Source organism: Sphaerisporangium sp. NPDC051017 (assembly GCF_040683095.1).
GTDB lineage: Bacteria > Actinomycetota > Actinomycetes > Streptosporangiales > Streptosporangiaceae > Sphaerisporangium.
In genome coordinates this window covers 31884-54972 of the sequence record NZ_JBFBCI010000011.1, presented here as the reverse complement: position 1 = coordinate 54972, position 23089 = coordinate 31884, and the positions used below count along the sequence as shown (strand labels likewise).

General features: G+C 74.3%; 20 protein-coding genes. 11 read left to right on the top strand and 9 right to left on the bottom strand.

Annotation, left to right across the window (positions count from 1 at the left end; all coding sequences use genetic code 11):
- The first annotated feature begins 38 nt into the window (after positions 1 to 38).
- The 5 genes from AB0M95_RS12460 to AB0M95_RS12440 all read left to right on the top strand — a co-directional run bounded on the left by AB0M95_RS12460 (position 39) and on the right by AB0M95_RS12440 (position 4543).
- Complete coding sequence (locus AB0M95_RS12460) at positions 39 to 251, top strand: hypothetical protein (RefSeq protein WP_363762691.1); 213 nt, start codon at positions 39 to 41, stop codon at positions 249 to 251.
- A 162-nt stretch (positions 252 to 413) separates the two neighbouring features.
- A complete protein-coding gene (locus tag AB0M95_RS12455; protein WP_363762688.1) occupies positions 414 to 1472 on the top strand; it encodes an LLM class flavin-dependent oxidoreductase in 1059 nt (352 codons plus the stop codon).
- Between the two features lie 42 nt (positions 1473 to 1514).
- Positions 1515 to 2699: an MsnO8 family LLM class oxidoreductase gene (locus AB0M95_RS12450; RefSeq protein ID WP_363762685.1), complete on the top strand. Its 1185-nt coding sequence runs from the start codon at positions 1515 to 1517 to the stop codon at positions 2697 to 2699.
- A 147-nt stretch (positions 2700 to 2846) separates the two neighbouring features.
- On the top strand, positions 2847 to 3362 hold the full coding sequence (locus tag AB0M95_RS12445) for an HAD domain-containing protein (protein WP_358523569.1): 516 nt from the start codon (positions 2847 to 2849) through the stop codon (positions 3360 to 3362).
- A 74-nt stretch (positions 3363 to 3436) separates the two neighbouring features.
- On the top strand, positions 3437 to 4543 hold the full coding sequence (locus AB0M95_RS12440; RefSeq protein ID WP_363762682.1) for a glycerophosphodiester phosphodiesterase: 1107 nt from the start codon (positions 3437 to 3439) through the stop codon (positions 4541 to 4543).
- A 124-nt stretch (positions 4544 to 4667) separates the two neighbouring features.
- Here the strand turns inward: AB0M95_RS12440 and AB0M95_RS12435 are convergent, their stop codons facing one another.
- Positions 4668 to 5039 carry a hypothetical protein gene (locus AB0M95_RS12435; protein WP_363762679.1) on the bottom strand — a complete coding sequence of 124 codons (372 nt, stop codon included), beginning with the start codon at positions 5037 to 5039 and terminating at the stop codon, positions 4668 to 4670.
- 610 nt (positions 5040 to 5649) lie between these two features.
- On the opposite strand from AB0M95_RS12435, the gene AB0M95_RS12430 reads away from it, so the two are divergent.
- The 5 genes from AB0M95_RS12430 (at position 5650) to AB0M95_RS12410 (ending at position 12649) form a co-directional block, all read left to right on the top strand.
- Positions 5650 to 6966, top strand: a complete 1317-nt coding sequence (locus AB0M95_RS12430) for a glutamate-cysteine ligase family protein (protein WP_363762676.1) — start codon at positions 5650 to 5652, stop codon at positions 6964 to 6966.
- Between the two features lie 17 nt (positions 6967 to 6983).
- The gene (gene egtB, locus AB0M95_RS12425) at positions 6984 to 8336 is read left to right on the top strand and encodes an ergothioneine biosynthesis protein EgtB (RefSeq protein WP_363762945.1); all 1353 of its coding nucleotides are present in this window, start codon (positions 6984 to 6986) and stop codon (positions 8334 to 8336) included.
- Entirely contained in the window at positions 8337 to 9047 is a 711-nt protein-coding gene (gene egtC, locus AB0M95_RS12420; RefSeq protein ID WP_363762674.1) for an ergothioneine biosynthesis protein EgtC, read from the top strand.
- Between the two features lie 112 nt (positions 9048 to 9159).
- Positions 9160 to 10200, top strand: coding sequence for an L-histidine N(alpha)-methyltransferase (gene egtD, locus AB0M95_RS12415; protein WP_363762942.1), 1041 nt, complete (start codon positions 9160 to 9162; stop codon positions 10198 to 10200).
- Positions 10201 to 10492: 292 nt separating this feature from the next.
- Positions 10493 to 12649, top strand: coding sequence for a hypothetical protein (locus AB0M95_RS12410; protein WP_363762671.1), 2157 nt, complete (start codon positions 10493 to 10495; stop codon positions 12647 to 12649).
- Between the two features lie 3 nt (positions 12650 to 12652).
- Here the strand turns inward: AB0M95_RS12410 and AB0M95_RS12405 are convergent, their stop codons facing one another.
- The 8 genes from AB0M95_RS12405 to AB0M95_RS12370 form a co-directional block, all read right to left on the bottom strand.
- Entirely contained in the window at positions 12653 to 13531 is an 879-nt protein-coding gene (locus AB0M95_RS12405; RefSeq protein ID WP_363762668.1) for a TauD/TfdA family dioxygenase, read from the bottom strand.
- 60 nt (positions 13532 to 13591) lie between these two features.
- On the bottom strand, positions 13592 to 14401 hold the full coding sequence (locus tag AB0M95_RS12400; RefSeq protein ID WP_363762665.1) for an ABC transporter ATP-binding protein: 810 nt from the start codon (positions 14399 to 14401) through the stop codon (positions 13592 to 13594).
- Complete coding sequence (locus tag AB0M95_RS12395) at positions 14388 to 15446, bottom strand: glycine betaine ABC transporter substrate-binding protein (protein ID WP_363762662.1); 1059 nt, start codon at positions 15444 to 15446, stop codon at positions 14388 to 14390. Before AB0M95_RS12395 ends, AB0M95_RS12400 begins: the two co-directional genes overlap by 14 nt.
- Before the next feature lie 103 nt (positions 15447 to 15549).
- A complete protein-coding gene (locus AB0M95_RS12390; protein ID WP_363762659.1) occupies positions 15550 to 16428 on the bottom strand; it encodes an ABC transporter permease in 879 nt (292 codons plus the stop codon).
- A 76-nt stretch (positions 16429 to 16504) separates the two neighbouring features.
- Complete coding sequence (locus AB0M95_RS12385) at positions 16505 to 18421, bottom strand: FUSC family protein (protein ID WP_363762656.1); 1917 nt, start codon at positions 18419 to 18421, stop codon at positions 16505 to 16507.
- A gap of 13 nt (positions 18422 to 18434) precedes the next feature.
- Positions 18435 to 20525, bottom strand: a complete 2091-nt coding sequence (locus AB0M95_RS12380) for a xanthine dehydrogenase family protein molybdopterin-binding subunit (protein WP_363762653.1) — start codon at positions 20523 to 20525, stop codon at positions 18435 to 18437.
- A complete protein-coding gene (locus AB0M95_RS12375) occupies positions 20522 to 21523 on the bottom strand; it encodes a xanthine dehydrogenase family protein subunit M (protein ID WP_363762650.1) in 1002 nt (333 codons plus the stop codon). Before AB0M95_RS12375 ends, AB0M95_RS12380 begins: the two co-directional genes overlap by 4 nt.
- Positions 21520 to 22032 (bottom strand): 2Fe-2S iron-sulfur cluster-binding protein, encoded by a 513-nt coding sequence (locus tag AB0M95_RS12370; protein ID WP_363762647.1) that lies wholly within the window; start codon positions 22030 to 22032, stop codon positions 21520 to 21522. The genes AB0M95_RS12375 and AB0M95_RS12370 overlap by 4 nt, the downstream gene beginning before the upstream one ends.
- Before the next feature lie 300 nt (positions 22033 to 22332).
- Here AB0M95_RS12370 and AB0M95_RS12365 point away from each other — a divergent pair, with 300 nt between their 5' ends.
- The gene (locus AB0M95_RS12365; RefSeq protein WP_363762644.1) at positions 22333 to 22983 is read left to right on the top strand and encodes a cupin domain-containing protein; all 651 of its coding nucleotides are present in this window, start codon (positions 22333 to 22335) and stop codon (positions 22981 to 22983) included.
- Positions 22984 to 23089: the final 106 nt, after the last annotated feature.

Sequence of the window (23089 nt, the reverse complement as noted above, 5' to 3'; positions counted from 1 at the left end):
CGCCGCGCGGCGGTCAGGCCGCGGGCAGGTCCATCACCATGATCGGCGTGGTGGCCGGCTGGGCCGAGCCGCCCGCGGGCTCGATCGCGACGCCCACCTTGGTGGCCGCGCCCGGGGCGCCGGGGACGACCGGCGCCGTGCGGCCCGAGGCGTCGGGTGGCGCCCTCGGGGAGCGCGCCGCCGGGGCCGATCCGCCCGGACGTGACGCCCCGCCCGCGCATCCCAGACCATATTTAGAACTAATCAGGTAGGAATTGCATACCTTGTGATCGCGGGGCTATGGTCGAGGAAGGCCGGCCCGGCGACCCGGACGGCCGGCGGAACCGGGGGGCGCGAGCGGTCGAGCGGCCCGGGGCACCCCGGGAACACGCGCCCGTCGCCGCCGACCCTCCGAGCCCGGAACGGGAGACCGCATGAAGTTCCTCGCCATCACCCTGATCGTCCACGGCCCCCACCCGCTGACCGGCGAGACCAAGCCGACCACGGCGCGGCTGCGCGAGGTGGTCGACAACGCCGTCCTGGCCGAGGAGCTCGGCTTCGACGGCTTCGGGGTGGGCGAACGCCACGAGCGCCCGTTCATCTCCTCCTCTCCGCCCGTGGTGCTCAGCCATATCGCCGCGCGCACGTCCGCGATCCGGCTGTTCACCGCGGTCACGACGCTGAGCCTGCTGGACCCGGTGCGCGCCTTCGAGGACTACTCCACGCTGGACCACCTGTCGGGCGGGCGGCTGGAGCTCATCATCGGCAAGGGCAACGGCGCCGCCCAGGCCAAGTTGTTCCACGTGACGGCCGAGGACCAGTGGGACCGCAACCGGGAGGGCTACGAGCTGTTCCGCCGGCTCTGGCGCGAGGACAAGGTGACCTGGTCGGGCCGGTTCCGCCCCGAGCTGCGCGAGGCCGAGGCCCTGCCGCGCCCGCTCCAGCGGCCGATCCGCGTGTGGCACGGCAGCGCCACCAGCAAGGACTCGGTCGATCTGGCCGCGAGGTACGGCGACCCGCTGTTCTCGGCGAACGTCACCAACCCGATCGAGCCGTACGCCGAGCTGATCGAGTACTACCGCGAGCGCTGGGCCCACTACGGGCACGACCCGGCGGACGCCCTCGTCGGCGCGGGCTCGGCGGGCTACTACGCCGCGAGGACCTCCCAGGAGGCGATCGAGACCTACCGGCCGATCTACGACGCGCGCATGGCGCTGTTCAGGAAGGCCGGCGTGGAACCGGTGTTCCCGACGCTCGAGGACGCGATCGAGCGCAGCTCGATCCTGGTGGGCAGCCCGCAGCAGATCATCGACAAGGTCCATCGCTACCAGGCCCGGTTCGGCCACGAGGTCATGCACATCGCCGCCGACGCCGACGGCCTCACGGACAAGCAGCACCGGGCGGCGCTGGAGCTGTTCCAGAGCGAGATCGCCCCGGTGCTCCGCCGGGAGATCCCGAGCAGGCCCTTCCCCGGCGAGACCCCCGCGACCTGAACCGGCGCCCGGCCTGGCACAGAAAGGCAGACGAAGGCACCCATGGCACCCCAACGGACCCCGCTGTCCATCCTCGACCTGGCGCCGATCCGCTCCGGCGGCACCGTGGGCGAGGCGTTGCGCGACACCATCGACCTCGCCCGGCACGCCGAGGAGTTCGGTTACCACCGCTACTGGCTCGCCGAGCACCACTTCGCCGCCGGGGTGGCGAGCTCGGCCCCGGCCGTGCTGATCGCGCTGGTCGCGGCGGCCACCAGCCGCATCCGCGTCGGATCGGGCGCCGTGCAGCTCGGCCACCAGGCCCCGGCGACCGTGGTGGAGCAGTTCGGCACGATCGACGCGCTCTACCCGGGCCGGATCGACCTCGGCCTCGGCCGGTCGGGGCAGAAGCGCACCGAGGTCCTCAGGGACGCCCCCGAGCCCACGCCCCCGCAGCCGCCCGCGAGCCGCGGCGAGGCCGGCCCGAACGGGAAGGGCCCGGACGGCAAGGGCGGCCACATCGTCGACGGCCTGCTCATCCCCCCGCCCTTCTCGTTCGCCCCCCTGATCAGGTCGCCGCGCTTCGCGCTGTACGCCTCGCTGCTCCAGCAGCCGGGCGCGCGGACCTCGGACTTCGCCGAGCAGGTCGACGACATCCTCGCCTTCCTGGCGGGCACCTACGTGTCGCCCGACGGCATCGACGCGCACGCCGTCCCTGGCGAGGGCGCCGACCTGGCGGTGTGGGTGCTCGGCAGCAGCGGCGGCCAGAGCGCCCAGGTCGCCGGGGAGCGCGGCCTGCCCTTCGCGGCCAACTACCACGTCAGCCCGGCGAGCGTCCTGGAGGCGGTGGACGCCTACCGGGCCGCGTTCAAGCCGTCGGCCACACTCGCCGCGCCGCACGTCCTGGTGTCGGCCGACGCGCTGGTGGCCGAGGACGACGCCACGGCCCGCGAGGTGGCCTCGCCGTTCGGCCACTGGGTGCGCTCGATCCGCACAGGCGAGGGCGCGATGCGCTACCCCTCGCCGCGGGAGGCGGCGGCCGACCCGCTGGGCGAGGAGGACCTGCGGCTGGTGGCCGACCGCCTGGACACCCGGTTCGTCGGCACCCCGGAGGACGTCGTGGAGCGGCTGCGCGTGCTCAGGGACGTGACCGCCGCCGACGAGCTGCTCGTCACGGCGACGGCCTACGAGCACGCCGACCGCGTGCGCTCCTACCGGCTGCTCGCGGAGGCGTGGAACCGGCCGTAGGCGACGTCCCGCCCCCACCGGAGAACCAGGTGCGCCGCCGGGCGGCGGGGCTCGGCGCCGCGTGAGCGTCCCGTCGTCCCGCCGGAGCCCGTCGGCCGCGTAGACCAGGCATCATGTCTACAGCACCCGACGACCGAGGAGCGGCACGTGACCAAGCGTCCCCTTGTACTTCTGGACGTGGACGGGGTGCTGAACCCGGCCCGGCGCCACTCGCTGTTCCTCCGGCGGCACGAGTGCGTCCTGGACGGCCGCTCGTACCGCATTCTGCTGAACGCCCGGCACGGCGCCAAGCTGGCGAGGCTCGCCGGCGACACCGGCGCCGAGCTGGCCTGGGCCACCACCTGGGAGCAGCACGCCAACGCCGAGATCGCCCCGCGGCTCGGCCTGCCTCCCCTGCCGGTCATCGCGGTCAACAGCGACCCCGGGTCGCGCGCGGGCGAGCACTTCAAGACCCGTCACGTCGCGGAGTACGTCGCCGGACGCCCGTTCGTCTGGTTCGACGACAGCCTCGGCGTCGCCGACTGGCACTACCTCAAGGACCACCCGGGCGTGGACGAGTTCCTGCTCGTCGACGTCGACCCGGGCACAGGCCTGACCGACGCGCACCTGGCTCGCGCCCGCGAGTGGCTGTCGGGCAGAGACGCCACGGCCGTTGATCGTTAACCGGTCCGCCACCCCGGGTACAGGTACGGCCGTTAGCGTGCCCCGCGAAACGAGAGAGTGGGGTGTGCCCGGACATGAAGAAGATGCTGACGGTGCTGACGACGGCGCTCACGGCGGGAGCGGCGTTCGCCGTGCTCGCGCCGCAGAACGCGACCGCCGGAGACCGTGACCGCCACGACGACCGCGTTCCGCTCGTCATCGGCCACCGCGGCGCCAGTGCGATCCGCCCTGAGCACACGCTGTTGTCGTACGAGGCCGCGATCAAGCTCGGGGCCGACTACATCGAGCCCGACCTGGTCTCGACGAAGGACCACGTGCTGGTGGCCCGGCACGAGAACGAGATCGGCGGCACCACCGACGTCGAGAACCACCCCGAGTTCGCCTCGCGCAAGACGACCAAGACGATCGACGGCGTGGCCGTGACCGGCTGGTTCACCGAGGACTTCACGCTGGCCGAGCTGCGGACGCTGCGCGCGAAGGAGCGCATCCCCGACCTGCGGCCGGACAACACCGCGTTCAACGGCCTGGCTCAGATCCCGACCTTCGACGAGGTGATCGAGCTCGCGCAGAAGAAGGGCGTGGGCGTCTACCCGGAGACCAAGCACCCGACCTACTTCGACTCGATCGGGCTGTCGCTTGAGGAGCCGCTGCTCGCCGCGCTCAAGCGCCACAACTGGGACGGCTCGCGCGCGCCGGTCTTCATCCAGTCGTTCGAGACCACGAACCTCAAGCAGCTGCGCCCGCTGACCCGCCTGCCGCTGATCCAGCTCGTCAACGGCACGGGCGCCCCGTACGACCTGGTGGTGGCGGGTGACAAGCGCACCTACGCCGACCTGGTCACCCCCGACGGCCTGCGCGACGTCGCCCGGTACGCCGACGGCGTGGGCGTGGCGACCTCGTGGATCGTCCCCGTCGGCCCCGATGGCAAGCTGCTGCAGCCGACCTCGGTGATCAAGGACGCCCACCGCCGCGGCCTGAAGGTGCACACCTGGACGATCCGCCCCGAGAACTCGCAGCTCCCGGTCGACTACCGCCTCGGCAACCCGGCGAGCCCGACCTACCCGCGCGCCACCGGCGACGTCATGGGCTGGCTGGAGCGGCTGTTCGGCCTCGGCGTGGACGGCGTGTTCTCCGACGACCCTGGCATCGCCCGCGCCACGCGCGACCGCCTGTTCTCCTGACGGAGGGCGACCCGTCCCCCTCGGGAAAAGGGGACGGCCGCCGGCGGACCCGCTCCGCCGGCGGCCGTTCGCGGTTCCGGAGAGGACGACCTGGAGTCCTCTCCGGAACCGCGGGGAGAGACGATCAGCTGACGTTGGCGCAGATCACGTAGACGCTGATGCCGACGTCGTTGTACTTGTTCTGGCGGCCGAGGCCGATCCAACCGGCGCCGTCGTCGGTCGGGAAGCTGCCGACGAGGATCGCGTCGTTGCCCTGGGCCTCGGCGCCGCCGCCGACGGCGTGCTTGCCGGAGGGGCACCGCACGACGCGGCGCTGGAAGTTGGGGACGTTGGCGTTGGGGAGCTTGACGATCTGGTATCCGGTGAAGTCGGCGGCCCGCTGAGCGGCCGGCGCCGGGACGGGGGCCGCGTCCGACGCCGGGACGGCGGCGATCGTGGCGAGTCCCGCGCAGCAGGCGGCGGCAACGCCGAGCATCCAGACCTTCTTCGCGCGCATTGATTCTCCTTCGATGGTTCCCCGCCCCGTCCCGCACGGCCGTCGAGGGGTGACGCCCTCGCGTGCTCCCGGGCGGCCGGGGGCTGGGGATCTTCGGTTCGTCACCGGAAGTATCCATACGGCTACACAGTGTGTCCATCACCTCGCGCGCCGCCCGGCCCTCGCGGGTGCGGCGCCCACTTCGGTCGGTGCGAGCTCTTGACGCGGCGAGTCCCCGCGCGACCTGCGCCTTCCGCCCGGCGCCCGCCGCGCGACCCCGTCCACGCGCCCGCGCCGCCGCTCCCCCGTGCGGCCACAAGAGGACAGGACGAGACCCCGGCGAGCGCCCCTTACATCCGCTTTATACGGCATAATCCGCATATCGGGGAGATCATAGGCTTTTGAGCCGACCATCCCCTTTGGGCTTCATGGGGGGGAATGCCGGGTACGAGATGCTTAGCCAGCGGCCCGGCACCGGCGCACCCGGAAGGGCCGCCCTCTCGTCCTTCACGTCCTCGACGGCCTTCGCGGACCCTCCGACGCCCCGCCCGCCCTCTTCGCCGCCCGCCTGCCGCGACAAGGAGGTCTCCACGGCTCTGCCGACCGTACACGCCTCGTCCTAGGAGGTCTCATGATCGGTACAGAGAACTGCGACGCGCGGGTCCGCGGTCCGGCGGACGTGGAGAGGTTCGCGCGGCGGTGCTTCCGCGGCTCCCCCGACCCCAGCGGCCCGGCCGACCCGCCGGATCCCCCGGCCTCCCCCACCTCCTCCCCCTCTCACGGCTCCTCCGGCTCCTCCGGTGGCAGGGTCGGGGTCGAGCTCGAGTTCCTCGTCTTCGACCGCGCCGAACCCTCCCGGCAGGTCACCGTGGCCCGGATCGTCGACGCCCTCCCTCCGCTGACGCGCGGCAGCGCCCTGACCTTCGAACCCGGCGGCCAGCTCGAACTGTCCGGCCCCGCCGCCCCGCTGGCACGGGCCGTCCGCGACATGACCGCCGACCTGGAGACCGCCCGCCGCGCCCTGGCCGACGACGGCCTGCTGCTGGCCGGGATCGGCCTGGACCCGATCCGCCCGCCCCTGCGCCAGCTCCGGCAGCCCCGCTACGAGGCGATGGCCGATCTTCTCGGCGTGCCCTACGGGCCGATGATGATGTGCCTGTCGGCGTCCATCCAGGTCAACGTGGACTTCGGTGACCGGCCGCACGTCCGCTGGCACCGGGCCAACGCGCTCGGCCCGGTGCTCAACGCCGCCTTCGCCAACTCCCCGCTGTCCGGCGGGCGGCCGTGCGGATGGATGTCGGGACGCCAGGCCGTATGGCTCCACCTGGACCCCACACGCACCCGCCCGGTGACCAGCGACGGCGACCCGGCGGCGGCCTGGGCGCGCTACCTCGTGGACGCCCGCCTGATGCTCCTGCGCGAGAAGGGCACCCGCCGCCCGCCCACGCCGAGCCGGGCGACGTTCGGCGACTGGATGCGCTCCCCGCACCTCGGCGGGCACCCGCCCACGCTGCGCGACCTCACCTACCACGCGACCACAGTGTTCCCCCCGGTGCGGCCCCGGGGATGGCTGGAGATCCGCTACCTCGACGCGCTGCCGGTGCGGTGGTGGCCGGTGTGCGTGGCCGTGACCTGCGCGCTGTTGCTGGACGACCGCGCCGCCGACGCCGCCCTGGCCGCCGCCGGGCCGCTCGCCGACCGCTGGTGGCACGCCGCGCACGTGGGCCTCGGCGACGAACGGGTGCGGCGGGCGGCCGACGCGTGCTTCCGAGCCGCCACCGGGGCGCTCCCCCGGCTCGGCGCCGAACCGTGGCTGGTCACGGACGTGGAGTCCTACGCCGACCGTCACGTGACGCCCGGGCGCTCCCCCGCCGTGGACGCGCTGACGCGCTCGCGCGGGCCGGGCGCGGGGCCGCTCGCCTGGCTGAGCGAGGAGGTCGCGGCATGAGCGCCGTGTTCCAAAGCATGTTCCAGAGCACGTTCCCGAAAGTCCAGGAGGTGGAGGCGTTCAAGGAGCGGATCGCCGCCGAGCTGGAGGATGGGCGCCGCCGGTCACTCACCTACACCGACATCGACGACGACCTGCTGGTGCGCCAGCACTCGGCCCTGATGTCCCCGCTGGTGTGGGATCTGGCCCACGTCGGCAACTACGAGGAGCTGTGGGTGCTGCGCGCGCTCGCCGGGGCCGACCCGACCCGCCCGGAGATCGACCCGCTGTACGACGCCTTCGCCCACCCGCGCAAGGACCGCCAGAACCTGCCGCTGCTCGGCCCCGCCGAGGCCCGCACCTACATCGCCGGGGTCCGGGGCCGCGTCCTGGACGTCCTGGAGGGGCTGGACGAGGCCGACCTGTGCGGCGCCGACCCGCTGCGCGCCGGCGGGTTCGCGTTCGGGCTGGTCCTGCAGCACGAGGACCAGCACGACGAGACGATGCTCGCCACGCTGCAGCTCTGCGGGCGTCCCGGGCTCGTGCGCGACGGCGGCCTGCCCCCCGGACGGCCCGGCGGCCCCGAGGAGGTGTTCGTCCCGGCCGGTCCGTTCCGCGCCGGAAGCGGCGCGAACGCCTGGGCCTACGACAACGAGCTGCCCGCCCACGACGTCGACCTCCCGGCGTTCTGGATCGACCGCCACCCGGTGACCGCCGGGGCGTACGCGGCGTTCGTGGACGACGGCGGGTACGCCGAGCCGCGGTGGTGGAGCCCGCGCGGATGGCGCTGGCGCGCCGAGCAGGGCGTCACGGCCCCGCTGTTCTGGCGGCGCGAGGGGTACGCCTGGTGGCGCACCCGCTTCGGGCGGGACGAGCCGGTGCCCGCGGAGGAGCCCGTGCAGCACGTCAGCTGGTACGAGGCCGACGCCTACGCGCGCTGGGCCGGCAAGAGGCTGCCCACCGAGTTCGAGTGGGAGAAGGCGTGCGGCTGGGATCCGGCCGCCGGACGGACCCGCTCCTACCCGTGGGGGGATGCGGCACCCGGGCCGGAGCACGCCAACCTCGGGCACCGCGCCTCCCGTCCCGCGCCGGTAGGCGCGTTCCCGGCGGGCGCGTCCCGCTACGGGGCCGAGCAGATGATCGGGGACGTGTGGGAGTGGACCGGCTCGTGGTTCCTGCCCTATCCCGGCTTCCGCGGTTTCCCCTACCGCGAGTACAGCGAGGTGTTCTTCGGGCGCGCCTACCGGGTGCTGCGCGGCGGCTCCTGGGCCACGCACGCCCGCGCCGTGCGCGCCGGCTTCCGCAACTGGGACCTGCCGAACCGGCGGCAGATCTTCGCGGGCTTCCGCTGCGCGCGGCCGGCACCGGGAGAGCCGGCGGAGGGGGCGTAGGTGTGCCGCCACGCGGCGTGGCTCGGCGCCCCCCGCCCGCTCACGTCCCTCCTTCAGGAGCCGTCGCATGGCCTGTTCCGGCAGTCCCACGCGCCGCGCATGCAGCGGTGCGGGGTCGTGAACGCCGACGGCTTCGGGATGGGCTGGTACGACGCGGGGCGCGAGGAGCCGGTGCGCTACCGCCGTTCCATCCCGATCTGGGCGGACGCGAACCTGCCGGGACTGGCCGCCGCCGCCCGTTCGGCCTGCCTGGTGGCCGCGGTGCGCTCGGCGAGCCCCGGCATGCCTGTCGAGGAGTCGGCGACCGCGCCGTTCGCCGAGGGGCGCTGGCTGCTCAGCCACAACGGGCGGGTGGCCCGCGAGGCGGTGCGTCCGCTGACCGGCGGGCGCGCCCCGGAGAGCCTCTGCGACTCGGCGTGGCTGGCGGCGGCGGTGTTCGCGCGGCTCGGCGCGGGCGCCACGCTCGGCGGCGCGGTGTCGGAGGTCGTGGGGCTGGCCGGGCTGAGCGACCCCGCCGCCCGGCTGAACCTGCTGGTCACCGACGGCGACATGATCGCCGCGACCGCCTGGAACGAGACCCTGTTCCTCCACCTCGGCGAGGGGGCGCTCCTCGCCAGTGAACCGCTGGACGACCGGCCGGGCTGGGACGTCGTTCCCGACCGGCACATCGTCCTCGCCACACCCGACGGCGTGCGCGTCCAGCCGGTGTGACCCCGCCGGGGAGGGCTCACGCCGCGCGCCGCCGCCCGTCCACCCGTCACCTCAGGAGGTTCGCGTGTCCGTCACACAGATTCCGCTGCCGTTCCTGTACACGGTCGACCACATGGGCCCCCACTACCTGCGCCGCGCCCTCGCCGAGGACGTCCGCGCCGGGCTGACCTCCGTCCCCAAGACGCTACCGCCGAAGTGGTTCTACGACGCCACGGGAAGCGAGCTGTTCCACCGGATCACCCGGCTGCCCGAGTACTACCCCTCCCGGCGGGAGCTGGCCCTACTGCGCGAGCACGCGCGCGAGATCGCCGCGCTCACCGAGGCCGAGAACCTGGTCGAGCTGGGGTCGGGGACCAGCGAGAAGACGACGCTGCTGCTGGACGCGCTGACCGCCGAGGGCACGCTCAAGACCTACACGCCGGTCGACGTGGACGGGGAGACGCTGGAGGCCGCGGCCCGGCGGGTGGCCGCCGCCTACCCGGGCCTGGCCATCTGGGCGGTCCGCGCCGACTTCGAGCGGCACCTGTCCCTGCTGCCCCGGATCGGCAGGCGGCTGGTCGCGTTCCTCGGCGGCACGCTCGGCAACATGGACGAGGAGTCGCGGGCGTCGTTCCTGGCCGAGCTGCGCGCGACGCTGTCCCCCGGCGACGGCCTGCTGCTCGGCGCCGACCTGGTCAAGGACACCGGGCGGCTGGTCGCGGCCTACGACGACGCACAGGGGGTGACGGCGGCGTTCAACCGGAACGTCCTGTCGGTGATGAACCGCGAGCTCGGCGCCGACTTCGCACCCGAGGCGTTCGAGCACGTCGCGTTGTACGACGCCCGGCTGAACCGGATCGAGATGCGGCTGCGCGCCGGCCGGCACATGCGGGTCCGCTTCCGCGAGCTGGACCTGGTGGTGTCGTTCAAGGCGGGCGAGGAGACGCGCACGGAGATCAGCTCGAAGTTCTACCGCTACCGGCTGGAGCGCGAGGTGGAGCGGGCCGGGTACGCGCCGCTGCGCTGGTACTCCGACCCGGACCAGGACTTCGCGCTGTTCCTGTCGCAGGTGCCCGGACGGCCCGTGGAGCTGAGGCCGGCCCCGAACCCGCCGTGCCGGAGGCGCGGCAATAGGCACAGCCCCCGTGGCGCGAGCGGTGCGCCGGGGGCGTAGCGTGGAGCGATCCAGTGGTCGAAAGGTCGGCAGATATCCGAGAGATATATCCCGTTATTACCTTTGAGGCCTACTTCATCCACCCGTTTGCCGGTCGCGCGATGGCGACTTTCCAGGCAACGTTGGAAAGATGAGTAGCGATTCCCCCGCTCGCGAAGGCGTCCCTCCGTGAGGGAACCATGAGGCTTCGGAGTTGCCCGAGATATATGCTTTGGAGATCAATATGGCTTTTGCCCATTGATATCCGCTGCCACGTGTGCGAACCGCATCACCGACCGAGGAGGCTTCAGGGGTGTCGGCGCAGGAAAGACGGCTCTCGGCGATCGGAGAGGCCGCGGCAGAGGTCCTCCGCCACACCGACTACCACCTCGTCAGGGCCGAGGACGTCGCGGCTGCCGTGCGGCTCTCCCGGGAGGGCCACAGCGGGCGGCGCAGCGCCGTCTGGCTGTACAACGAGGTCAAGAGCCGCAGGGTGCTCGTCGCGCTCGCGCTGCGCCACGCCTTCGCGGAGTTCGCCGACCGCGCCGGCCCGCGCGAGCCCCTGGAGACGCCCGGCTCGCTGGTCGAGGCGCGCGACCTGCTCACCCAGGCGCTGCTGCTCGTGGCGCGCTTCCACCGCGCCGAGGCGTTCCTGACCCAGCAGGTCCAGCTCGGCATCGGCGACATCGCGACCTCCGAGAAGCGCCAGTCCGCCCAGGGGCCGCCGATCTGGCCCGACACCGCCATCGGGCGGACGGCCGTCGCGGGCTGGTCGGGGCGGATCGTCGCCTACGCCGACCACCTCGCCCCGGTGATCGCGGCGGCGGCGCGCGCGGTCTGCCTCCCCCCGCCCGGCTGGGCGCGCGGCTGCGCCGAGAAGCTCTCCGACCTCGCCTTCGACGCCCTCACCGACGACCTGGACGGCCCGGTCGACCGCCAGGCGGCGGCGCTGAGCGCGCACTGGTACGAACGGCACCTGGTCCCCCTGGCCGGCACCTGGATCAACGACCTGGACGTGGCCGAGCGCGCCCGCGACGTGGCGCGCCGGTCCGCCCCGGGCGCCCCCGCCGAGGCCGACGCGCAGGCGGGCGTGCTGCGCGCGCTGCTGGACACGGGAATCCTGCTCAAACGGGCCGCCCGGGAGGCCGGGGAGCTGGCGGGGCTGCTGGACTCCCCGGACGCGGGCCGGGAGGCCGGCGCGGACCTCGGCACGCGCTGCGACGTGCAGAACCGGCGCGGGCTCGCGCTGCTGCGGTACGGCGACCTGGAGTCGGCGCGGGCGAGCTTCGAGTCCTCGCTGGAGATCGCCGAGAAGGAGCGGTCCCTGGACCCCGACGAGGCCGCCGCCTACGCCGCGCGCTCCCGCCACCACCTCGGCGAGACCCTGGTCGAGGCCGGGCGCCCCGTCGAGGGGCTGCGTCTGATCGAACAGGCCCGCTCGGCGCCCGAGGCGGGCGGCGCGGAGGGCGCGGGGGCCGCGTCCCGGGCCTGGCGCCGCCTCACCCTGACCACCCAGGCCGCCGCCCGCGCGGCCGTCCGATCCGGCCGGGTCGTCGAGGGGCTGTGCCAGGCCGAGGCCGTGGTGACCGACCGGCAGGCCCGCCTGGGCGGCGCCGGGGACATCAACGTGGTCGCGGCCCGGGTGTCCCTCGGGGAGGCCCTGCTGGAGGCCGGGCAGCCCATCGAGGCCCGCCACCTGCTCCAGGAGGCCGGGCGGCAGCGCGCCGACCTGCTCCAGCCGACCGCCTACTGGCCGAACCACGACATCGTGCGCACGGCGCAGGCCGAGCTGGCCCTGCGGGATCCGGGCACGGTCGTACGGCTGCTGGAGCGGGCGCCCGTCATTTCCGACTGGTTCGCCGCGCAGGTCTCCTCCCGCCTGTGGGCGGAGGCCCGGGTGGTGCACGCGCAGGCGCTGGCCCTCGGCGAGGACCCGGGGGCCGCGGTGGCCGCGCTGCGCGAGCTGGCCGAGGGGCTGCCGCCGGACGCCGGGGACGCCCTGCCGCTCCTCGTGCGGCGGGCCCTGGCCGAGGTGCTGCTGTGGGCCGGGGACGCCGACGAGGCCTCCGCCGTGCTGCGGACGGTGCGGGCCGCCGAGTCAGTCCCGGGAGACCCGCCGGGCCGGGTCCGGACGTCGCTGCTGGCAGCGCGGTGCGAGGACGCGCGCGGCGACGACAAGGCCGCCGCGCGCCACCGCGCCGCCCTGGCCGGCGTCAAGGGCCTGGACCCGGCCCACCCGCTGCTGCTGGAGGGGCGCTACGACGAGGCGGCCCGCCGCTTCGAGACCGGCCGCTTCGACGGCCTGGACGAGCTGCTGGCCCCGCTGCTGGACCGCACGCCGCTCGCCCACGGCCGCCCGGCGCTCGGCGACGGCCATCCGCTGCTGCTGAAGGCCGTCGCCCTGGCCGACCGCAGCGGCGCGGTCCGCCTTCCCCGCGCGCCGCGCCAGGTCCTGTGGGAGGACGCCTGAGGCCTACCGGGCGCTCGCGGGCCCGACGGGACGGTCGCCGCGCAGGGTGATGCGGTGCATGACGCGGCGGGTGTCGCCGTAGTCGCGGTTGGCGTAGTGGGAGGTGCTGCGGTTGTCCCACATCGCGACGTCCCCGGCCCGCCAGCGGTGGCGCACGATGTGCTCGGGCTTGGTGAGGTGGGCGTACAGCAGGTCCAGGATCCCGCGGCTCTCGGCGTCGGAGACCCCGGCGATGTGGGAGGTGAAGCCGGGGTTCACGAAGAGCCCCTTGCGCCCGGTCTCGGGGTGCACGCGGACGACGGGGTGCTCGACCGGGTCCAGGCGCGTCACGGTCTCGCCCTCCCACACGTTGCCCCGGCCGCCGCGGCGCTGGGTCAGGTAATAGCCGAACTCGCGGTTGCCGTCGTGGAGGGCGGTCAGCCGGTCCGCCAGGTCGCGCACCGGCTCCGACAGGGAGTCGTAGGCGAGCTGGGAGTCGGCCCAGCTCGTGTCGCCGCCCGAGTCCGGCAGGCTCACCGCGCGCAGGATCGAGCCGAGCGGGGGCCGGGGCATGAAGGTGACGTCGGTGTGCCACACGTCGGCGAAGCCGTTGTCGGCGCTGTCGATCGCGTAGATCTCCGGGTGGGCCTCGTCCACGCCCGCGACGACCGGGTGGGAGGGGGTGAGCTCGCCGAGCCGCCGCCCGAGGGCGATCTGGCCGTTGTCGTCGAGGCTTTGTCCGCGGAAGAACAGCACCTTGCGCTCGACGAGGGCGGCGCGCACGGCCCCGAGCTCGGCGTCGGTGGCGGTCGCGAGGTCGAGCCCGATGACCTCGGCGCCGAAGTGCGGGCCGAGCGGGTCGAGGGTCAGCGCAGGGGCCGGCTTCTCGGATGTGTAGGTCATCTCCGGGTCCTCCGATCTGTGGTGGCGGTCGCGTACGGGCGGGCGGGCCGGTTCGGGGGGTCAGGCGGCGGCGCGGACGGCGTGGCCGATCTCGGCGCGCAGCGAGGCGTAGGCGGGCAGGGCGCGCAGCTCGTCGGGGTCCGGCCCGGTGCGCGGGAGGTCGACGTCGATGTCGAGGGCCACGCGCCCGGGCCGCCGGGTCAGCACGACGACGCGGCTGCCGAGGAACACGGCCTCGTCCACGCTGTGGGTGACGAAGACCGAGGTGCGGCCGGTCTCGGCGCTCACCCGGCGCAGGTCCTCCTGCAGGCGCTCGCGGGTGAGGGCGTCCAGCGCGGCGAACGGCTCGTCGAGCAGCAGCAGCGGGTCGTCGCCCGCGAGGGCCCTGGCGATGGCCACGCGCTGCTGCTGGCCGCCGGAGATCTGCCAGATCCTGCGCCCGGCGACGTCGTGCAGGCCGACCCGTTCCAGCAGCGCGGTGACCCGGCGCGGGCGCTCGGCGCGCGGGACCCCGGCGTAGCGCAGGGCCAGCTCGACGTTGCCGCCGACGGTCTTCCAGGGGAAGAGCCGGGGCTGCTGGAACACGACCCCGGCCCCCTTCCCCGGGACGGGGACCGCGCCGGCCGTGAGCACCGAGCCGGACACGGGCGCCTCGAAGCCCGCGATCAGGCGCAGCAGCGTGCTCTTGCCGCACCCGGACGGTCCCACGAGCACGAGGAACGCGCCCGCGGGGACGCTCAGCGAGATCGGCCCGAGCGCGGTGACGGCCTGCGGGCCGCGGCCGTAGACGTGCTCCACGTCGCGGACCTCGACGGCGGCGTGCTCTGTCCGCGTGGCCGGGCCGGTCCCGGCGGCGTCAGGAGAGGGCATCGGGCAGCCCCTTGGTGTAAATGGCCTTCTGCACGGTGGCGAGGTCGGGCACCGCGTCGATCTTCTGCTGGCCCTTGAGGAACTCGGCGGCGCTGACGAGATCGCCGGCCAGGCCGCCGACCTTCCCGGGCGTGCCCAGCCACTCGGGCGAGGACAGCTCGGCGGGGTCGAGGAACACGCCCTGGGAGAGCTGGTTCCCGGCGTCGGCGGGGCTGATGTTGAGCTCGGCGCCCACGGCCGCCGCCGCGGCCTGCCGGTCGGTCCTGATCAGGGTCAGGGCCCTGGCCTCCGCCTTGCGCCAGGCGTCGACGGCGTCGGGGTGGGCCTCGGCGAACGCGGTGGACACGACGCCGAGGTCCAGCGTGGGCTTGCCCGCCGTGGCCAGCTCGCGGCTGGAGACCAGCACCTTGCCGTTCTTCTTCAGCGTGTCCAGGGCGGGCAGCCAGACGTAGGCGGCGTCGATGTCGCCGCGCGCCCAGGCCGCGAGGATGTCCTGCGGCTCCAGGTCGACGATGGTCAGCGCCGACTCGGGGACGTTCGCGCGGGCCAGGGCGGCGAGCAGGCTGTAGTGCGAGGTGGAGGCGAAGGGGCTCGCGACCTTCTTGCCGCGCAGATCGGCGATGGAGGAGATGCCGGTGCCGTCCCGGGCCACCAGGGCCTCGTTGTCCCCGGCCACGTCCAGCACGAACGCCACCTGGTAGGGGATGTTCAGCGGCGCCGACAGCCCGCGGGCGACGGGGCTGGAGCCGATGGCCGCGATGTCGACGGCCTTGGCGACGAAGGCGGTGTTGATGCTCGCGCCGGAGTCGAACTTGGTCCAGGTGATCCGGTAGCCCGGCAGCGCCCCTTCCAGCCAGCCCTTGTTCTTGACGACGAGGTCGCCGCTGGGGAACGCCTGGTAGGCGATGCGGATCGTCTTGGCCGCGCCGCCGCCCGCCCCGGACGGGCCGGCGGAGGCGGCGCCGTCGCCGCAGGCGGCGAGGACGGCGGCCGTCGCGGCGGCCGCGGTGAGCAGGAGCAGGCGCCTGAGGCCTGGTCGGGCCATGGGTCGGTCTTCCTTGTCTCTCTCCGGGCCCCGTTCCGGGATCCCGGGTGATCCGGTTTGCGTGCCGGGGTCTCGCGCGGTGCCTGGGCCGCCACGGGCCGGTTCAGGCGCGGCCCCGCCAGGGGATGAGCCTGTTCTCGGCCAGGCGCAGGACGGCGTCGATGAGCAGGCCGGAGATTCCGATCGCCAGCAGGCCGAGCACGACCACGTCGGTCTGCAGGTAGCGCTGGGCGTCGCGCACCATGCCGCCGATGCCGGGCACGCCGTTGATCGTCTCGGCCGCCACGACCGAGGAGTACGCGAGGCCCACGGCGAGGCGGACGCCGGTGAAGATCTCCGGGAGCGCGCTCGGCAGGACGACGTCGCCGATGAGGTTCCACCGGGTGGCGCCGAGCGCCCGGGCGGCCTCGACCAGGCCGACCGGCGCGGCGTACACCGCCGAGGCCGTGGCCACGGCGACCGGGGGCAGCGCGGCGATCGTGAGCAGCCACAGCTTCGGCGTCTCGTCGATGCCGAACCAGATGATCAGCAGGCTGAAGTACGCCAGGGGCGGCAGGGCGCGGACGAAGGTGACGACCGGCTCGGCCACCACGCGGATCCAGGGGACGGTTCCCATGACGACGCCGAGCGCCAGCCCGGCCGCCACGCCGAGGACCGAGCCGATGAGGATGCGGCGCAGGCTGACCCCGAGGTGCTCGATCAGCAGGTGGCCGCTGTAGCCGCGGGTGCCGTCGTGGACGGTCGAGGTGAGCACGAGCTGGTCCCACACCGCGCGCGGCGAGGGGATGAAGGACGGGTTGCGCGTCGCCGCGGCCAGGAGCTGCCACAGCGCCAGCAGCACCACCAGGGCCAGCGCCCTGACGCCGAGCCGGCGGTACCGCGCCGCGCCCGCGCGCGGCCGTCCCGCCGGGAAGGCGGGGCTCTCGCCGGAGGCGCCCCGGGCGGGAGGCGAGTCCGGGCGGACGGAGGGGGGCGAGGTCACGGGCGTGCGCGCGGAGGACGGCGAGAGGTGGCGGTCACACGTATTTCCTACCGTAAATATGGGGATTAGGCAACCCTCAGCCGCCCTCCAGTGTGCCCCGCAGGCCGCTCACCGCGCGGCTCACCCGTTCCAGCGGCCCCCTCTCGACCTGGCAGGGACGGCCCCGCACGGGCGTCCCCGCGCGCACGCCGTCCGCGATCGCGTCCAGGCACCGCACGACGTCCCGCACCGCCTCCTCCGACGGAGGCGGCGCGCCGTGGCCGGTGCGGGCGACGGTCGCCGCCGTCGCGTCGGCGACCTGCTCCAGCGCCGTCATCGGCGCCATCCAGGTGGTGACGCGCCGGCTCACCACGGGCGGCTCGGTCACCGCACGCTGGAACACCGTGCGCAGGTCGGCGAGCGCGTCGAACGCCCGGCGCTGCGCCACCGCGCGGCCGGGGTGCCCGGGCTCGAAGGCGTGACGCAGGTAGCGCGCGGTGGCCGCGACCGCGTCGGCGAAGCGCGGCCGCACGGGCGCCTCCCAGCTCGCCGGCCACGGCAGGTAGCCGAGCAGCAGCACGATGGCGCACCCGACCAGGGTGTCCACCAGGCGGATCTCGGCGATGCGCGGGCCCGCGCCCGTCAGCAGGTCGACCAGCAGCACGACCACCGGCACCTGGAAGGTCGACATCAGCCCCCAGTTGCGCTGCTGCCCGTACGGGAGCAGCGCGGCGAAGATCGCGATCGGGATCAGGATGGCCGGGCCGTACGGCACCACGTACAGGACCGCGGTGCCGATCACCGCGCCGACGACGGTGCCGAGCCCGCGCTGCACCGCCCGCGCGAAGACCGACCCGAAGTCCGGCTTGAGCACCAGGGCGACGGTCAGCATCGCCCAGTACGACCGCTCCAGCCAGTGCAGCTCACTCACCACCGCCGCCGCGCCCATGCACAGCGCCAGCCGGATCACGTAGACGCGGGTGAGATGCCCCGAGCACATGCCCCGCGCGATCTGCCGCAGCTTCGCGCCGGGCCCGACCCGCTCGTAGGGCCGCTCCTCCTCCGCCTCGGCCACCGAACGGCCCGAGATCAGGTCGGCGGCCCCCCGCACCGCCGCGCACAGCGCCGCCAGGGCGGGCGAGCCGGTCTCGAATGGCACCGTCACGGGGTGGTGGTCACGCTCCAGCGCCTCGGCCAGCGACCGCAGGCCGTCCACGACCTCCGGCGGCGGGCCTCGGTCCTCCTGGGCCAAAGCGACCAGGGCGTGGCGGATCCGCGAGGCCTCGTTCAGCAGCGCGGTCAGGCGGGTGCGCTCGGGGTCAGGCCCCGCCGCGGAGGACCGCGCGCCGAACACGACCTCGTACGCCCGCTTCAGCGCCGTGTCGAACGTCTCCAGGACGTCGCTCGCGCGCGGGTCCTCGGCGAGGCGGGCCAGCGCGCGGTAGACCCCCGCCACGGCGGCCTTCTCCGCGGCCCGCGGGTCCAGCGGCCAGCCCGCGACCGACAGGAGCAGCGACCACAGCGCGCCCGCCAGGTACATGAGCGCGCCCCGCACGGGCGTCTCGGGGAACGGCACCCCGAGGCCGATCACCGTCATGACCAGAAGCTGGAGCGCGCCGTACGAGCCCGCGCCGCCGGCCGTGCTGACCAGCGCCGAGACGATGGAGGCCAGGACGACGGCCGCCACCGTCCACCAGCCGAGCCCCGGCACGGAGTGGCCGATCAGGAAGCCGGTGGCCCCGCCGATCGCGCCCGCCCCGGCCCGGATCACCCGCGCCCGGTAGGAGCCGCCCCGGTCGGCGAGCGCCGCAGCCATGGCCCCCATGGACGGCAGCAGCCCCAGGGTGATCCGCCCGGCGAGCTGGGCCACCAGCAGCGGCGTGGTGATGGAGGCGGCCACGCGCAGCATGGCGCCCCAGCGGGGCCGCACCGGGACGGGCCGCACGGCCTCCACCAGCCAGCCGGGCGCGACGTCCGCGAGCCGGTCGGCGGGACGGCGCAGCAGGCCGCTCATCCCGCCCGGTCCCTCAGCGCACCAGCCGGTCCAGGCGGATGGGCAGGTCGCGGACGCGGATCCCGGTCGCGTGGTGGACGGCGTTGGCGACCGCGGCGGCGGTGCCGACGATGCCGATCTCGCCGATGCCCTTGGTCCCCATCGGGTTGAGGTGCGGGTCGTCCTCCTCCACCCAGTACGCCTCGATGTCCGGCACGTCCGCGTTGGCGGCGATGTGGTACTGGGCGAGGTCGTGGTTGAGGTAGTCGCCGAACCGCGCGTCCATGACGCTCTCCTCCAGCAGGGCCATCGACATGCCCATCGTCATGCCGCCGACGAACTGCGAGCGCGCGGTCTTGGGGTTGACGATGCGCCCGGCGGCGAACACGCCGAGCAGCCGCGTCACCCGGGTCTCCCCCGTGTCGGCGTCCACGGCGACCTCGGCGAACTGCGCGCCGAAGGCGTGCCGCGCGTACCGCTCCTGCCCGCGGATCTCCTGCGCCGTGGCGGCCGACGCCTCGGCCCCGCCCGGCGGCACGACGCCGCCGGACCGTTCCAGCTCCCGGGTCAGCGCCTCACACGCCCGCACGACCGCGGTGCCCCAGGACGCGGTGCCCATCGACCCGCCCGCGACGGACGCCCGGGGCAGCGCGCTGTCGCCGATCTCCACCCGGACCCGCTCGACCGGCGCGCCCAGCGCGTCAGCGGCGATCTGGGTCAGGACGGTCCTGGCGCCGGTGCCGAGGTCGGCGGCGGCGATCCGCACGGTGAACGTGCCGCCGGTCTCCGCGCGGGCCCAGGCCTCCGACGGCGAGCGATAGGCCGGGTAGGTCGAGGAGGCGACGCCGGTGCCGTACATCAGCCTGCCCCGGCGCCGGACCGCGGGGCGCGGGTCGCGCGACTCCCACCCGAACCGCCGGACCCCCTCGCGCAGGCACGCCACCAGGTTGCGCGAGCTGAACGGCAGGCCGGTCGCGGGATCGGTGGCGGGCTCGTTGCGGACGCGCAGCTCGATCGGGTCCACGCCGCACGCGACGGCCAGTTCATCCATCGCCGACTCCAGCGCGAACATGCCGGGCGCCTCGCCGGGCGCGCGCATCCACGACGGCGTCGGCACGTCCAGCCGCACGAGCCGGTGGGTGGTGCGCCGGTGCGGCGCCGCGTACATCATGCGGGTGACGACGGTGGTCTGCTCGGCGAACTCCGTGAGGGTCGAGCTCTGCTCGCAGGCCTCGTGCGAGATCGCGATCAGCCGCCCGTCCTCCTCCGCGCCGAGCCGCACCCGCTGGATCGTCGGCGTGCGGTACCCGGTGACCGCGAACATCTCCCGCCGCGTCACCGTGAGCTTCACCGGGCGCCCGACCTGCTTGGCGGCGAGGGCGGCGAGCACCACGTGCGGGTGCGCGCGGCCCTTGGAGCCGAACCCGCCCCCGACGTACGGCGAGATGATCCGGACCTGCTCGGGCGGCATGCCGAACAGCGGCGCGAGCTCGCCGCGCAGCGCGGTCGGCCCCTGCGTCGAGTCGTGGACGGTCAGCCCGCCGCCGTCCCACTCGGCGACGGTGGCGTGCGGCTCCATCGGGTTGTTGTGCTCGGCCGGGGTGGTGTACGTCGCGTCGACCACGACCGGCGCCGAGGCGAGGGCGGTATCGGGGTCGCCGCGCACCTCGTCGGCCGGGAAGCGCGGGTTGACGTACTCCGGGCGGTACAGGCGGGGGTGGTCGGCGCGCAGCTCGACGTCGTGGGTCTCCTCGGCGTACCCGACGCGCAGCAGGCCCGCGGCCTCCCTGGCCGCCTCCAGCGTCTCGGCGACGGCCACGGCGACGTACTGGCCCCGGTAGGCGACCCTCGGCGACTGCAGGACCGACAACTCGGCGGCGTCGCTGGGCGCCAGGCGCGGCGCGTTGCCGTGCCAGATCACCGCGATCACGCCGGGGACCTTGAGCGCCGCGCCGGCGTCCATGCCCGTGACCTCGCCCCGGGCGATCGTCGCCTGCACGGGCGCGGCGTAGGTGAGGTCGCGCGGGTTGTGCTCGGAGGCGTACCGGGCCCGGCCGGTGACCTTCTCCAGGCCGTCCACGCGGTCGATCGGGGCGCCGACGTACTTGATCTCGGTGGTGGTCATGGGGTCTCCGCGAGGTCGGCGAGGACGCGTACGAGCAGGTTGCGGGCGAGGGGCACCTTGAAGGCGTTCAGCCGCAGCGGCCGGGCGCCCCGCATCTCGGCGTCGGCGGCCCGGGCGAACTCCTCCTCGGTCGCCGGCGCGCCGCGCAGCGCGGCCTCGGCCGACTCGGCCCGCCACGGCACGTGGGCGACGGCGCCGAGCGCGATCCGGCAGTCGCGCACGCGGCCCTCGCCGTCCAGGTCCAGGGCCGCCGCCACCGACACGACGGCGAACGAGAACGACGCGCGGTCGCGCACCTTGCGGTAGCGCGACCGCGCCGCCATCGGCAGCGCGGGCAGTTCCACGGCGGTGATCAGGTCGCCGGGCGAAAGGACGGTGTCGCGGCTCGGGTCCTCGCCCGGCAGCCGGTGCAGGCCCGGCATGGGGACGGTCCGAGCGCCGCCGGGGCCCTCGACGTGGACGGTCACGCCGATCGCCGCCAGGGCGACCGCCATGTCCGACGGGTGGGTGGCGACGCAGCTCTCGGAGTGGCCGAGGATCGCCAGGTTGCGGTGGTCGCCGGTGCGGGCGGGGCAGCCCGAGCCGGGGGCCCGCTTGTTGCACGGCTTGGTGACGTCCTGGAAGTAGGAGCAGCGGGTGCGCTGCAGCAGGTTGCCGCCCACCGTGGCCATGTTGCGGATCTGCCCGGACGCCCCCGACAGGACCGCCTGGGCCAGCATGGGATAGCGGCGCCGCACCAGTGGGTGGGCGGCCAGGTCGCCGTTGCGCACGCCCGCGCCGATCAGCAGGCCGCCGTCCGGGGTCTCCTCGATCGTCGCGGAGGCGACGCGGGTGACGTCGACCAGCGTGCCGGGCCGGGCGACGCCGAGGCGCATCAGGTCGACCAGGTTGGTGCCGCCGCCGAGGTACATCGCGTCCGCGCCCGTTTCCAGGCCCGCCTCGAGCGTGGCCACGGCGGACCGGACGTCGGCGGGGCGCTCGTAGGCGAAGGGTCTCACCGCGCCACCTCCCCGATCGCCGCGACGATGCCGGGGTAGGCGCCGCACCGGCACAGGTTGCCGCTCATCCGCTCGCGGATCTCCTCCTCGCCGAGCACGGGCTCGGCGGCGGTGCCGGCGATGTCGGGGGTGGCGGCGCTCGGCCAGCCCAGCGCCGCCTCGGCGAGCATGCCCACCGCCGAGCAGAGCTGCCCGGGGGTGCAGTAGCCGCACTGGAAGGCGTCGTGCTCGATGAACGCGTTCTGCAGCGGATGCAGCCCCCGCTCCCCGGCCAGTCCCTCGACGGTGGTGATCGGCTTGTCGTCCACGGTGACCGTGAAGGTGAGGCAGGCCTTGACGCGCCTGCCGTCCACCAGCACCGTGCAGGACCCGCACTGCCCGTGGTCGCATCCTTTCTTGCAGCCGGCGAGGTCGAGGCGTTCGCGCAGGGTGTCGAGCAAGGTCTCACGGGTGTCCACCGTGAGCGGATATAGCTGGTCGTTCACCGAAAGTTGGAGGTCGACGGTCATCGGTCCAGGGGCGGTGTCGCCCCGCGGCTCGTTCGCTCGGGCTTTCACCCGCCCTTCCCTACCCCCGCGATCCCCAGGCTTATCCCATGAAACGGCCATGCTGACCGGGCCTGGACGCCCGCAGGGTCAGCGTTCGGCCCGCCGGAGATGTGGAAGGGGCATGGAAGGACGCGTCCCGCGACCCCTAGGACCCCTACGCGGCCCGCGCGGGTTGGCACTCGGGGTGGCTCTGTTGTGAAATATGGTTTGCCCGGATCTATGGCGCGGCACGTGCCGCCTTGGTCGACAGGAGGGGTCCCGGTGGGCATATCGGAGCGCCGGGGCCGCGACGACGACCGCGAGGAGCGCGCGGAACAGGCGGACCGTGCCGACCGTGCGGACGTCGTCGGCGCGCGGATGCGCCGCTTCCGCAAGGAACGCGGCATGACCCTGCGCGGCCTGTCCACCCGCTCGGGCCTGTCGATCGGCTTCCTGTCACAGGTCGAGCGCGGCATCTCCTCCATCGGCCTGACCGCGCTGAACGGCGTGGCGGCGGCGCTCGACCGCAGCGTGGCCGACTTCTTCGAGGACGACGCGCCCGAGGGCGAGGGCTCCAAGGTCGCCCGCCTGCCCTTCCACTTCACCCTCACCCGGGCCGAGGCCGCGGCCACCGAGTACGTCTCCGGCCAGCAGACCTACCGCATGCTGTCCTCCCGGGGGCCGCACCTGGTGCTGGAGCCGTTGCTCGTGCGCATCGCCCCCGGCGGCAGGCGCGAGGACGCCTACGGGCACGCCGGGGAGGAGTTCACGTTCGTGCTGGAGGGCGAGTTGCTGTACGAGGTCGAGGGCGTCGAGCACCGCCTGTACGCGGGCGACAGCGTCCACCTGCGCTCGACCGTGCCGCACAGCATGTACAACGACACCGACCGCGTCACCACGGTGGTGTCGGTGGTGACTCCGCGTCTCTACTGATCTTTCCGAACCTGCACCCCGGCTCGTGTATCGGAACCAGGTCCTGTTCAGTGGGACGTGAACATCATGAACAAAGCTCATGTTGTCCGGCCGGCGCGGCCCTTCC

Bases quoted from the DNA above. Each gene is read 5' to 3' on its own strand.
- AB0M95_RS12460 (WP_363762691.1), top strand. From the start codon at position 39: ATGATCGGCGTGGTGGCCGGCTGGGCCGAGCCGCCCGCGGGCTCGATC.
- AB0M95_RS12455 (WP_363762688.1), top strand. From the start codon at position 414: ATGAAGTTCCTCGCCATCACCCTGATCGTCCACGGCCCCCACCCGCTG.
- AB0M95_RS12450 (WP_363762685.1), top strand. From the start codon at position 1,515: ATGGCACCCCAACGGACCCCGCTGTCCATCCTCGACCTGGCGCCGATC.
- AB0M95_RS12440 (WP_363762682.1), top strand. From the start codon at position 3,437: ATGAAGAAGATGCTGACGGTGCTGACGACGGCGCTCACGGCGGGAGCG.
- AB0M95_RS12435 (WP_363762679.1), bottom strand. From the start codon at position 5,039: ATGCGCGCGAAGAAGGTCTGGATGCTCGGCGTTGCCGCCGCCTGCTGC.
- AB0M95_RS12430 (WP_363762676.1), top strand. From the start codon at position 5,650: ATGATCGGTACAGAGAACTGCGACGCGCGGGTCCGCGGTCCGGCGGAC.
- egtB (WP_363762945.1), top strand. From the start codon at position 6,984: ATGTTCCAGAGCACGTTCCCGAAAGTCCAGGAGGTGGAGGCGTTCAAG.
- egtD (WP_363762942.1), top strand. From the start codon at position 9,160: ATGGGCCCCCACTACCTGCGCCGCGCCCTCGCCGAGGACGTCCGCGCC.
- AB0M95_RS12405 (WP_363762668.1), bottom strand. From the start codon at position 13,531: ATGACCTACACATCCGAGAAGCCGGCCCCTGCGCTGACCCTCGACCCG.
- AB0M95_RS12400 (WP_363762665.1), bottom strand. From the start codon at position 14,401: ATGCCCTCTCCTGACGCCGCCGGGACCGGCCCGGCCACGCGGACAGAG.
- AB0M95_RS12395 (WP_363762662.1), bottom strand. From the start codon at position 15,446: ATGGCCCGACCAGGCCTCAGGCGCCTGCTCCTGCTCACCGCGGCCGCC.
- AB0M95_RS12385 (WP_363762656.1), bottom strand. From the start codon at position 18,421: ATGAGCGGCCTGCTGCGCCGTCCCGCCGACCGGCTCGCGGACGTCGCG.
- AB0M95_RS12380 (WP_363762653.1), bottom strand. From the start codon at position 20,525: ATGACCACCACCGAGATCAAGTACGTCGGCGCCCCGATCGACCGCGTG.
- AB0M95_RS12370 (WP_363762647.1), bottom strand. From the start codon at position 22,032: ATGACCGTCGACCTCCAACTTTCGGTGAACGACCAGCTATATCCGCTC.